General features: G+C 73.4%; 11 protein-coding genes. 5 read left to right on the top strand and 6 right to left on the bottom strand.

Annotated elements, in window-relative coordinates:
• Nucleotides 1–4: 4 nt before the first annotated feature.
• A complete protein-coding gene (locus tag AB0C38_RS17425; protein ID WP_360673694.1) occupies nt 5–418 on the top strand; it encodes a DUF5655 domain-containing protein in 414 nt (137 codons plus the stop codon).
• A 7-nt stretch (nt 419–425) separates the two neighbouring features.
• Here the strand turns inward: AB0C38_RS17425 and AB0C38_RS17430 are convergent, their stop codons facing one another.
• Nucleotides 426–974, bottom strand: a complete 549-nt coding sequence (locus AB0C38_RS17430) for a helix-turn-helix domain-containing protein (protein ID WP_360673697.1) — start codon at nt 972–974, stop codon at nt 426–428.
• 102 nt (nt 975–1,076) lie between these two features.
• Here AB0C38_RS17430 and AB0C38_RS17435 point away from each other — a divergent pair, with 102 nt between their 5' ends.
• The gene (locus AB0C38_RS17435; protein ID WP_360673700.1) at nt 1,077–1,961 is read left to right on the top strand and encodes an NmrA family NAD(P)-binding protein; all 885 of its coding nucleotides are present in this window, start codon (nt 1,077–1,079) and stop codon (nt 1,959–1,961) included.
• Between the two features lie 22 nt (nt 1,962–1,983).
• Complete coding sequence (locus AB0C38_RS17440) at nt 1,984–2,433, top strand: HIT family protein (RefSeq protein ID WP_360673703.1); 450 nt, start codon at nt 1,984–1,986, stop codon at nt 2,431–2,433.
• A gap of 8 nt (nt 2,434–2,441) precedes the next feature.
• On the opposite strand, the gene AB0C38_RS17445 is transcribed toward AB0C38_RS17440, so the two are convergent.
• Genes AB0C38_RS17445 through AB0C38_RS17455 form a run of 3 tightly spaced genes read right to left on the bottom strand, consistent with a single transcriptional unit; the run spans nt 2,442 to nt 7,837 of the window.
• Nucleotides 2,442–3,650, bottom strand: a complete 1,209-nt coding sequence (locus AB0C38_RS17445) for an FAD-dependent monooxygenase (RefSeq protein WP_360673706.1) — start codon at nt 3,648–3,650, stop codon at nt 2,442–2,444.
• A 31-nt stretch (nt 3,651–3,681) separates the two neighbouring features.
• A complete protein-coding gene (locus AB0C38_RS17450; protein WP_360673709.1) occupies nt 3,682–6,678 on the bottom strand; it encodes a BTAD domain-containing putative transcriptional regulator in 2,997 nt (998 codons plus the stop codon).
• A 28-nt stretch (nt 6,679–6,706) separates the two neighbouring features.
• On the bottom strand, nt 6,707–7,837 hold the full coding sequence (locus AB0C38_RS17455; RefSeq protein WP_360674154.1) for an epoxide hydrolase family protein: 1,131 nt from the start codon (nt 7,835–7,837) through the stop codon (nt 6,707–6,709).
• A 53-nt stretch (nt 7,838–7,890) separates the two neighbouring features.
• Here AB0C38_RS17455 and AB0C38_RS17460 point away from each other — a divergent pair, with 53 nt between their 5' ends.
• Nucleotides 7,891–8,856: a YafY family protein gene (locus AB0C38_RS17460; protein ID WP_360673712.1), complete on the top strand. Its 966-nt coding sequence runs from the start codon at nt 7,891–7,893 to the stop codon at nt 8,854–8,856.
• Here AB0C38_RS17460 and AB0C38_RS17465 read toward each other — a convergent pair.
• Together AB0C38_RS17465 and AB0C38_RS17470 are read right to left on the bottom strand one after the other, a co-directional pair.
• Nucleotides 8,825–9,301, bottom strand: a complete 477-nt coding sequence (locus AB0C38_RS17465; RefSeq protein WP_360673715.1) for an SRPBCC family protein — start codon at nt 9,299–9,301, stop codon at nt 8,825–8,827. The two genes, AB0C38_RS17460 and AB0C38_RS17465, sit on opposite strands and share 32 nt — an antisense overlap.
• Nucleotide 9,302: 1 nt before the next feature.
• Nucleotides 9,303–9,638 (bottom strand): metalloregulator ArsR/SmtB family transcription factor, encoded by a 336-nt coding sequence (locus AB0C38_RS17470; RefSeq protein ID WP_360673718.1) that lies wholly within the window; start codon nt 9,636–9,638, stop codon nt 9,303–9,305.
• 89 nt (nt 9,639–9,727) lie between these two features.
• Here AB0C38_RS17470 and AB0C38_RS17475 point away from each other — a divergent pair, with 89 nt between their 5' ends.
• Nucleotides 9,728–10,942, top strand: coding sequence for an ROK family transcriptional regulator (locus AB0C38_RS17475; RefSeq protein WP_360673721.1), 1,215 nt, complete (start codon nt 9,728–9,730; stop codon nt 10,940–10,942).
• The last annotated feature ends 54 nt before the right edge of the window (nt 10,943–10,996 follow it).

Raw genomic sequence — 10,996 nt, forward strand, 5'->3', positions numbered from 1 at the left:
CGGCATGGCGACCCGATGGACGTGCCCGCGCTGCGACCGCGAATTCGCGCGCACCGGCCAGGGCCACACGTGCGTCCCCGGCTGCACGGTCGACGAGACGTTCGCCGGCCGCGACCCGCGGTTCCGCGCGATCTACGACGCGGTCGTCGAGCACCTGCGGACCCTCGGCGACGTCCACGAGGACGCCGTCACGGTCGGGGTGTTCCTCAAGCGGGACCGGAAACTGGCCGAGCTGCGGCCGCGGTCCCGGGACGTCCTGGTGTACTTGTTCCTGCCGCACCCGATCGAGACGGCGCGGATCGCCCCGGCGCGGTGGGCGAGCGGACCCCGCGTGGGACACCAGCTCAAGCTGCGCGAAGTGTCCGATGTGGACGACGAAGTCCGCGAGTGGCTGACGATCGCCTTCGAAACTTCCTGACTCGCTTTCAGGCGGGCACCGGGCTGATTCCCCGCACCGCCAGCGCGAGCAGCCGCTGCGCCTCCCCCGCCGGGTCGCGGTGGTGCTCGGTCGCCAGCACCACCCCCGTCACCACCGCGATCAGGTCCTCGGCCGTGACCTCCGGGCCGACCGCGCCCGCCTCCGCCGCCCGTCGCACCAGTGGCACACCCACTTCGGTCATCGTCGCCGAACACGCGTGAGCCGGTGACCGGTCGTCGCGGACCAGCGCCGTCGCCAGGCCGCGGGCCGTGGCCGCGTAGGTCGTCAGAGCACTCAGCCAGTCGAGCAGGGCCGCGCGCGCGTCGGGTGCTTCCGCCAGCTCGCGGGCGCGGGCGGCCAGCGCGTCGACCTGCTGCCGGAACACCGCTTCCAGCAGCTCCCGGCGGCTCGGGAAGTGGCGGCGCACGGTCGCCGAGCCGACGCCGGCGGTGCGGGCGATCTGCTCCAGGGACGCGTCGGCGCCGTGGGCGGCGACTTCCTCCTCGGCGACGGCGAGGATGCGCGCGTAGTTGCGGCGAGCGTCGGACCGCGGCACGGACCACCTCCGGAACAGGAAGTGGCGGGGGCCGCCACTTAGTCGCTAGTGTAGCGACCACGAAGTGGCGGGGTCCGCCACTTATCGATCCGAGGAGCTCCCATGTCCCCCGTCCTGGTCACCGGCGCCACCGGCAAGCAAGGCGGCGCCACCGCCCGTGCCCTCCTGAAGGCCGGCGTTCCCGTCCGCGCGCTGGTGCGGAACCCTTCGCGGGCGCAGGAACTGCGCGACCTCGGCGCCGAACTCGTCGTCGGCGACCTCTACGACCCGGGTTCCCTCGTGCCCGCGATGAAGGACGTCCGCGGGGTGTTCTCCGTCCAGCTGCCCGACATGGCGAACCTGGAAGGCGACTCCGAGTGGGTCCAGGGCCGCAACCTGGTCGACGCCGCCGCACGGGCGGGCGTGCCGCAGTTCGTGCACACCTCGGTTTCGGGCGCCGGGCAGCACCGGTCCGTGCCCGGCTGGACGGAGGGCCGCTGGGCGTCGATGGAGCACTACCTCGAGACCAAGACGGCGATCCAGGACCGCGTCCGCGACGCCGGGTTCGCGCAGTGGACGCTGCTCAAGCCGGGCTTCTTCATGGAGAACTTCCTGCCGCCGTCGTTCCTGCTCCCCCACGGCCGCCTCGTCACGATCATCAAGCCCCGCACCGAACTGTCCCTGGTCGCGGTGGACGACATCGGCGCGGCGGCCGCGGCGGCGTTCGCGGACCCGGCCCGCTTCCACGGCGTCGAGCTGGAGCTGGCGAGCGAGCGGATGACCATGACACGGGTCGCCGAGATCCTGTCGCGCGCACTCGGCGTCGAGCTGACGGCGCCGGACATGACCGCCGAGGAAGCGCTGGCCGCCGGGGCGCCCGCCTTCGCCGTCCGCCACGAGTGGCAGAACGAGGTCGGCCACCCCGCGCGCCCCGAGTTCGCCCGGGCGCTCGGCATCCCGCTGACGTCGTTCGCGCGGTGGACGGAAACGCACCTGACAACGGCGTGATCGTCCCGCTACGGTCGGCGCCATGGCCAAGCCGCCCCAGCTCCCCGCGACCACCCCCGAAGGCGAGTGCGTTCTGTGCGCCATCTCCGCCGGACGCGCCCCGGCGGCGTTCGTCCACGAGGACGACGACTTCGTCGCGATCGTCGACCTGCGCCCGGTGACGACCGGCCACCTGCTGGTGCTCCCCCGCGCGCACCACGAGGACCTGGCCGCGCTGCCGGCCGAGGCGGGCGCCCGGATGTTCGGGATCGCCCAGGAGCTCGCCGCGGCACTGCGCCGCACGGACCTGCGGTGCGAGGGGATCAACCTGTTCCTCGCCGACGGCACGGCGGCGGACCAGGAGATCCCCCACGTCCACCTGCACGTGATCCCCCGCCACGCGAACGACGGTTTCGTCCTGGAGGCGGACTGGCGGATCCGCGACCGGGAGGAACTGGCCGAGGTGGCAGCGAAGGTCCACGCGGCGCGCTAGGCGGGCCTTCACACGACCAGTGCGTAGTCCTTCAGCACCAAGGCATTCGCCGCCTCGCGGATCGGGCGGGACATCTGCTCCAAGACCCGGTTGCGGCCCGGGAGGTAGGGCATCAGCTTGATCATCCGGGTGTTGAACCACGCGAACGCCCGCGACGACGGGATGATCCCGCGCAGCGCCGTCTTCGCCAGCGCCTGGTTCTTCGAGATGTACGGCCGCATCTCGCTCTCGTAGCGGGAAAGCGCCACCGCGGAATCGTCCGCCGCGGCCAGCTCCCCCGCCAGGACGTACGCGCCCACGAGGGCCAGGCTCGTGCCCTGACCCGAGGCCGGGGACGCGCAGTAGCCCGCGTCGCCGAGTAGGGTCACCCGGCCGGTGGACAGGTGGTCCATGACGATCTGGCACACCGGGTCGAAGTAGAAGTCGCCCGCTTCGCGCATCGCATCCAGGAGCTCCGGGATCTCCCAGCCCAGCCCGGCGAACTGGGCCGCGACGAGGTCCTTCTGCCCCTCGATGTCCCGGCGGTCGTAGGTCAGCGGCGGGGCGGTGAACCAGAACGCGGCCTTCGCATCGTCGGCTCGGGCTGTGCTGTAGACGTTGACCATCTTGCCCGCGGCCGCCGAGTGCAGCAGCTCCCACCGGTCCAGCTGGAACGTGTTGGGCACCGTCGAGATCGAGATGTACGCGTCGAACCGGCGCAGGAAGTCCTCCTCCGGGCCGAACGCCAGCGCGCGGACGCCGGAGTGCAGGCCGTCGGCGCCGACCACCAGGTCGAACCGGCGCGGGGCGCCGTGGGCGAACGTCACGTGGATGCCGTCCGCGCGCTCGTCGAGGCCGGTGATCCAGTCGCCGAAGACGTACTCGGTGTCGTCCCGGGTCGCGTCGTAGAGGATCTTCGCGAGGTCGCCGCGCAGGATCTCGGTGTCGTCGCCGTGGCGGAAGCCGAACGTGTCGGCGTCGAGCGTCGCGAGCTTCTTGCCGCGCTTGTTCACGAACGCCGCGCCGCGCATGTCGGTGCTCGCCGCGTGCACCTCCGCCAGCAGGCCCATCCGGCGGACGACGTCGACCGCGACCCCGCGGATGTCGACCTTGTAGCCGCCTTCGCGCAAGCTCGGGGCGCGCTCGACGACGGTGGCGTCGAAGCCGTGGCGGTGCAGCCAGAAGGCGAGGGCGGGGCCGGCGATGCTGGCGCCGGAGATCAGGATGCTCTTCGTCATGCCCCGAACTCTGGGCGCGGCCGCTGACCGCTCACGAACCGAGCACGAACCGCCGCTGACCGAACTCGCTCAACGCCTGCTCAGGGGGCATTTCGCGGCCTCGGCCGAAGGCTTCCGAGTAGGCCTCGGCGCCGATCCGCGCCCGCACGCGGTCAGTCACCGAAGCGACGTCCGCGTCCCCGGTGACCGGCGTGCCGCGCAGCCCGACGGCGACGCCGAGCAGGAACGCGGCCCGCTCGTCCTCGGCCCGCGCGGCGAGGACGCCGGCCAGGCCTTCGACCGCCTGCGCCGCGCCCGGCAGGTTCGCGTGTTCGAGGGCCGTCGCCAGCGCCTCCTGGTGCAGGTCGGTCGCCTCGTCGAGGTGGCCCTCGGCGGCGGCCGTCCAGCCGAAGCCCGCGTGGAGCCGGATCCGCGTCTCGCCGCCGGTGACCGGGTCGACGGCGAGGCCGACGGCCGCGGTGTACCAGCGCCGGGCCGTAGCCAGGTCGCCCGCGCGCCGCGCGATCTCGCCCAGGCCGCCGCGCGCCCGCGCGAGCGTCGACGTCGTGCCGGCCGCGCGTGCCTGGTCGGCGGCGGTTTCGTAGTCGGCCCGGGCGGTCTCGGCGTCCCCGGCGCGCAGCACGCCGTCGGCGCGGCGGCAGAGCAGGTCGGCGGCGTCCTCGACCGCACCCAGCTCGCCGGCCAGCCGGACGGACTCGTCCATCAGCTCGCGGAACCGCGCGTGGTCGCCGCGCCAGTCCGCGAACTCCGCGAGCTTCTCCAGCGCGCTGGCCTCGCCCCAGCGGTCGCCGAGCGCCCGGAACCCTTCCAGCGACGCCGAAAAGTGCGTCTCGGCTTCCACGATCCGGCCGCGGTACTGCGCGCCGAGGCCGTCGCCGATCCCCGTGAACGCCCGCGACCACGGGTCGTCGCCGACGAGCGCGGCCAGCCGTTCGCCGTCCCGCACCTTGGTGTGCGGGGAAAACGCCCACAGCAGGAAGAGGTACGGGTGCCGAAGCGGCCCATCGAGCCCGTGCACGATCGGCTCGATCTCGACGTCGGTGCCCGACGCGTGGATCAGGCAGACGACGTACTCCTCGGCAAGTCCCGGCGGTGGCTCGGCCCCGAAGGCCGCGACGACGGCGTCCGCGAACGGGGTCGCCTCGCCGCGCCGGCCGCGCAGCCACCAGTACCAGGTCAGGGCGGCGATGAGCCGCACCGCGGTGGCCGGTTCTTCGGCCGCGCTCCAGCGTAGCGCCGCGAGCAGCTCGGCGTGCTCGGCGGTCAGTTCGTCCAGGGTGGACAGCTGGTCCGCGCCGCGCAGCTTCGGCTCCGCCGCGCGGGCGAGGTCGAGGTAGTACTTCGCGTGCTCGGCCCGCCGGTCGTCGCCGTGTTCGGCGCAGAACGCCCGGATCGTCTCCAGCATCCGGTACCGGCCGCCGGCGAACTCGACGAAGGACTTCTCGACCAGGCCGGTGAGCACGATGTCGGCGTCGGGGACGGCGCAGACCCGTTCGGCCGCGCCGAGCCGCGCGCCACCGGCGAACACCGCGAACCGGCCCGCGAGCCGCTGTTCGTCCGGTTCGAGGAGGTCCCAGCTCCACTCGACGACGCCGCGCAGGGTCCGGTGCCGCGGCTCGGCGGTCCGGTCGCCGCGCGACAGCAACCGGAAGCGGTCGCCGAGCCGGGCGGCGACGTCGTCCGCCGACAGCGACCGCAGGCGGGCGGCGGCGAGCTCGATCGCCAGCGGGAGGCCGTCGAGGGCCGCGCAGATCCGGCTCACCGCGCCCGGATCGGGCACGCTGCCCGGTGCCACGGCCGCGGCCCGGTCGGTGAACAGCCGGACCGCGGCGTCCGAGGGCAAGGCTCCGACCGGCACGAGCGTCTCGCCGATGAGCCCCAGCGGTTCGCGGCTGGTGGCGAGGACACGCAGTCCGGGACATGCGCCGAGCAGCCGCCGGACGAGTCGCGCGGCCTCGGCGACGACGTGTTCGCAGTTGTCGAGAACCAGCAGCAGGGGCCGGTCGGCGAGGGCGGCGGCCAGGCGGTCGGCCGGCTCCTCCGCCGCGCCCGGGGCCAGCACGCCCTGCTCGCGCAGACCCAGTGCGGCGAGGACGGCCCGCGGCACGTCGGTGGTCGTCGCCAGCTCGACGAAGCAGGCTTCGCCGGCTGCCGCTTCGATGGCGAGCCGGGTCTTGCCCGCGCCGCCCGGCCCGGTGAGCGTGACGAGCCGGGCGTCCTCGAGGGCGGCTTTCAGGTCATCGAGCTCGGTCCGGCCGACGAACCCGGTGAGCGGCACCGGAACCCGCCGGGCGGGCGCGGGCGCGGCGGCCCGCAGGACGGCGACGTGCGCGTCCGCCAGCTCCGGCGACGGGTCGGCACCCAGCTCGTCGGCGAGCCGTTCGCGGATCTCGGCGAAGACGCTCAGGGCCTCGGCGGAACGGCCGCTGCCGTGCAGCGCGCGGATGAGCTGGGCGGCGAGCCGTTCGCGCAGCGGGTGTTCGCCGGTGAGCTCGCGCAGCTCGGCGACGAGCCGTTCGTGGTGGCCGAGCACGAGATCGGCTTCGACCCGGTCCTCGGTCGCGGCCAGGCGCAGCTCGGCCAGCCGGGCCGCCCGAGGCGGGTCCGCGAGGCCGTCGAGCGCGGGCCCCCGCCACAGCGACAGCGCTTCGGCGAACAGTTCCCGTTTCGCGGCCGGGTCGGCGGTCGCCCGTGCCTCGGTGGTGAGCCGTTCGAAACGGTGGACGTCGACGTCCTGCGGGTCGACGGCCAGCCGGTACCCGGCGGGCGTGAACTCGACGAGCCCCTCGGCCGCGCCGCCGTCCCGCAGGCGCCGCCGCAGCCGCGAGACCTGCGACTGGAGTGCTTCGGCGGCGCCGTCGGGCGGGTGGTCGCCGTGCAGGCCGTCGATCAGCCGCTCGGCGCCGACGACGCGCCCGGCGTCGAGGGCGAGCAGGGCCAGCAGCCCCCGAAGCTGGGGACCACCGAGCGGGACGGAGGTCCCGTCGGGCCGGCGGGCTTCGACCGGCCCGAGGATCGCGAACTGCACGCCGCCGATTCTGGCCCACCGCCCCCGGTCACGGCCGCAGATCCCGGAAGAACGCGCGGATGTCGGTCACGAGCAGCTCCGGCACCTCCATCGCCGCGAAGTGACCGCCCTCGGCGAACTCCGACCAGTGCGCGATCTTCTCGTCCGGGTCCATGATCTTCCGGACCACGGGCGAGGTGTCGAAGACCGCCCAGCCCGCCGGCACGTCCGACGGCGCCAGCCAGCCGTGGCCGGAGTGCGCGGCCTCGTAGAGGAACCGGGCGGCCGTCGCGCCGCTGCGCGTGAACCAGTACAGGCTGACGGTCGTCAGGAGCCGGTCGCGGTCGATGCCACCGCTCGGGTTGGTCCACGCCTCGAACTTCTCGGCGATCCAGGCCAGCTGCCCGACCGGCGAGTCGGTGAGGGCGGCTGCGAGCGTCTCCGGCTTGTGCGACTGCAGGTCGAGGTAACCGCGGCCCGCCTTCCAGGCTTCGCGGGCCGCGTCCAGTTCGGACTGTTCCGCGTCGGTCAGGTTCTCCGGCAACGGAAGCTGCTCGCCGGCCAGCGCGATGGTGCCCCGGTCGCTGGTGACGTGCGTGCCGAGCACGCGGTCCGGGTACAGCGCGGCGAGCCGTCCGGTGACGCCCGCGCCGATGTCGCCGCCCTGCGCGGCGAAGCGGTCGTAGCCCAGGCGCGTCATCAGCTCGGCGAACGCGTCGGTCGTGCGGGCGAGCTCCCAGCCGGGGCCGCTCAGCGGCGTCGAGAACCCGAAGCCGGGCAGCGAGGGGACGACGACGTGGAACGCGTCCGGGCCCGGCTCGGTCAGCGGTCCGATGACGTCGAGGAACTCGGCGAAGGTGCTGGGATAGCCGTGCGTGAGCAGCAGCGGGACGGCGTGCGGGTCGGCCGAGCGGACGTGCAGGTAGTGGACCGTCTGACCGTCGATCTCGGTCGTGAACTGCGGAAACGCGTTGATCGCGGCTTCCTGTGCCCGCCAGTCGTAGCCGTCGCGCCAGTACTCGGCCAGCTCGCGCACGGCGGCGGTGGGGATGCCGCGGGACCAGTCGGGCTCGTTGCCGGGCACGGGATCGGCGAACCGCGCTTCGGTGAGGCGCCGGTGCAGGTCGTCGAGGTCGGTTTGCGGGATTTCGATGCGGAACGGATTCGTCATGAGCAGCACGCTAGGAACCATCGCGGAAGACTTCCTTCCGCGATTCGTGCGATCCTCGGAAAATGTTGCAGACCTCCGCCCGCCTCCTCCGGCTGCTGTCGCTGCTCGAGACGCGCCGCGACTGGACCGGCGCCGACCTGGCCGAGCGGCTGGCCGTCACGACGCGCACCGTCCGCAGCGACGTCGGGAAGCTGCGCGACCTCGGCTACCCGGTCGAGGCCTCCTCCGGCGTCCAGGGCGGCTACCGGCTCGGCGCGGGCGCGCAGCTGCCGCCGTTGCTGCTGGACGACGACGAGGCGGTGGCCGTCGCGGTCGGGCTGCGGACGGCCACCGGCGTCGCCGGGATCGGCGAGACATCGGTGCGCGCGCTGGCGAAGCTGGAGCAGGTGCTGCCGTCACGGCTGCGGCACCGGGTGCACGCCCTGCAGGCCGCGACGGTCTCGGTGCCGGGCACCGGCCCCGTCGTGGACGCCGACGTGCTGACGGCGATCGCGTCGGCGATCCGGGCCGGCGAACGGCTGCGGTTCGACTACACCAGCCACGACCGCGCGGCGAGCCGGCGCGACGTCGAGCCGCACCGGCTGGTCGGCCTGAACCGGCGCTGGTACCTCGTCGCGTGGGACACCGGACGGGACGACTGGCGCACCTTCCGCGTCGACCGGATGACCCCGAAGGTGCCGAACGGGCCGCGCTTCACCCCGCGCGAGCCGCCGGAAGGCGACGTCGCCCAGTTCGTCCAGCGCAGCGTCGGCGCGGCGACCTGGCGCTACCACGCGAAGGTGCGCCTGCACGCGTCGGCGGAGTACGTGCGGGCCCGGCTGCCGCTGGCGGTCGAGGTGACGCCGGAGGGGCCGGACCGCTGCGTCGCCGAGGTGGGTTCGGACAACGCGGCCATGCTCTCGCTGTACCTCGGGCTCCTCGAAGTGGACTTCGAGGTCCTCGACGCCCCGGAGCTGGCCGCCGAGCTGGCCAAGACGGGCGAACGGTTCCTGCGAGCTAGCGCAAGGAGTTCGCCAGCTCCTCGATGAGGACCATCTGCTCCCGCACGCCGACCTCCATGCCGGACTCGAGAATCATGTCCCGCAGTTCCTTGCTGCCCGTCTCGGTCAGCAGCTCGAAGCGCGTCCGGTCCCCGAGCGCGGTGAAGGTGGCGGTGTTGAGCGGCCCGTCCACCGAGTCGAGGTCCACGCCCGGCAGCTCGAAGACCTCGGTGTAGACGATCTTCTCGTCCGGCACGACTTCCCGGTACTCGCCGTGGAAACCGACCTCGGCACCGTCGTTCGTCTCCAGCACGTAGCGCCAGCGGCCGCCGGGCCGCAGGTCCATCTCGACCTTCGTCGTCGTCCCGCGATGCCCCGCCCACCAGCGCTTCACCAGCTCCGGTGTGGTCCAGGCGCGGTAGACGAGGTGCTTGGGCGCGTCGAACTCGCGCGTGATGAGGATCCGGTCGTCCGCGGGGGTCGTGATTTCCACGTCAGTGCTCCTGTTCCTTGAGTTCTTCGAGTACGTCGTCCAGCAGCTCGAAGCGTTCCGACCACGTCCGCTCGTAGCGCTTGACCCAGTCGTGGATGGGCTTGAGCGCGGCGCCGTTGAGCCGGTAGACGCGCTGGCGGCCTTCGTCGCGCACGTCCACGGCTCCCACCTCCCGCAGGACCCGCAGGTGCTTGGACACCTGCGGCTGCGCCAGCCCGAGGACGTCGACGAGGTCCCCGACCGACCGTTCCCCGGCCATGAGGACGTCGAGGATCTGCCGCCGCCGGGGTTCGGCGACCGCGTTGAAGGTGTCCGCTGTCGTCGCTGCTCGTGCCACGCGGTCATCATATGCCCATATGGGTATGCGTCAAGACCCACATCCTGGGCACGCTGGGCTCGCGTCCCCGCGTCTGCCACGATCAGGCCATGACGCCGGGGGCCGACGGTCCACAGAGGACGGACGCGCGCGGCGCCCGGCGCAGTGCCAGCGCGAGCGCCGTCTTGCGGGCGGTCCTCGACGACGGACCGATCGCGCGCAGCACCATCGCGCGGCGGACCGGACTGTCCGCGGCGGCGGTCACCGGCCACACCGCCGACCTCGCGCGGCTCGGGCTGCTGCGTGAACTCCCCGAAGCCGAACCACGCCGGAGCGTCGGGCGGCCGCACGTGCCCGTCGACCTCGACACCGGGCGGCACGTCGCCGGCGCGCTGCACCTCGCCGTGCACCACGCCACCGTCGCCCTGCTCGACCTGCGCGGGAACGTCCTGGTGCAGCACGAAGAACCGCACGACGGGCTGGCCGCCGAAGACCTGCTCGCCCGCGCCGCCGAGATCCTCGACGACCTCCTGCTCGGGCACGCGCCGGACCGCGAGCCGCTCGGGCTCGGCGTCGCCACCGGCGGCTGGGTCGACCGCGAGTCCGGCACCGTCGTCGACCACCCGCTGCTCGGCTGGCGCGACGTCCCGGTCCGCGACCTGCTGACGGCGTCGACCGGGCTCACCGTGGCGGTCGACGGGCACGCCCGCTCGCTCGTGCACGCCGAACAGCTCTTCGGTCACCCGCGCGCCCGGGAAAGCGTGGTGCAGTTGTTCACCGGCAACGTCGTCGACGCGGCGTTCGCCACCGGCTCCGTGGTACACCACGGCCCGCGGTCGGCGGCGGGCGCGGTCGCGCACCTGCCGGTCGACGACAGCACCGAACCCTGTCGCTGCGGGCGTACCGGGTGCCTGGAGGCGACCGTTTCGGAAGCGACCCTCGCGCGCAAAGCCGGCGTGTCCTTTCCGGAATTGCTGACGCTCGCGACGGACGGCGAAACCGCGGCGGTGCGGTTGTTCCAGGACCGCGCACGCTTGATCGGCCAGGCGGCGGCGTTGCTGCTCGACGTGCTGAACCCGGCCGTGCTCGTGCTGGTCGACCGGAGTGTAGCCCAGGTACCCGGGTGTCTTCCCGCCATCCGGGACGAGGTCCGCGAGCGGTCACGCAGCTGCGCCGATCCGGCGGAAACCGTTGTGGCGACGAGCTTCCCGGGCACGGAGCTGGCGACCGCCGGTGGCGCCGTACTCCTCGACGTCCTCTACGACGACCCGCTCGGTCCGCTCCTGACGCGGTTGTCGCGCACGTCGCTGCTCGGCACGGCGTGAAGCGCGGGAGTTAATTCAGAAACTCGCAAAGTTGACCGCCCTCGCGGCGGCTGC

The sequence above is a fragment of the Amycolatopsis sp. NPDC048633 genome, from assembly GCF_040650695.1.
GTDB lineage: Bacteria > Actinomycetota > Actinomycetes > Mycobacteriales > Pseudonocardiaceae > Amycolatopsis.

What these genes read in the sequence shown, in the direction of transcription:
- AB0C38_RS17460 (WP_360673712.1), top strand. Translation starts at nt 7,891, where the DNA reads ATGTTGCAGACCTCCGCCCGCCTCCTCCGGCTGCTGTCGCTGCTCGAG.
- AB0C38_RS17425 (WP_360673694.1), top strand. Translation starts at nt 5, where the DNA reads ATGGCGACCCGATGGACGTGCCCGCGCTGCGACCGCGAATTCGCGCGC.
- AB0C38_RS17475 (WP_360673721.1), top strand. Translation starts at nt 9,728, where the DNA reads ATGACGCCGGGGGCCGACGGTCCACAGAGGACGGACGCGCGCGGCGCC.
- AB0C38_RS17435 (WP_360673700.1), top strand. Translation starts at nt 1,077, where the DNA reads ATGTCCCCCGTCCTGGTCACCGGCGCCACCGGCAAGCAAGGCGGCGCC.
- AB0C38_RS17440 (WP_360673703.1), top strand. Translation starts at nt 1,984, where the DNA reads ATGGCCAAGCCGCCCCAGCTCCCCGCGACCACCCCCGAAGGCGAGTGC.
- AB0C38_RS17445 (WP_360673706.1), bottom strand. Translation starts at nt 3,650, where the DNA reads ATGACGAAGAGCATCCTGATCTCCGGCGCCAGCATCGCCGGCCCCGCC.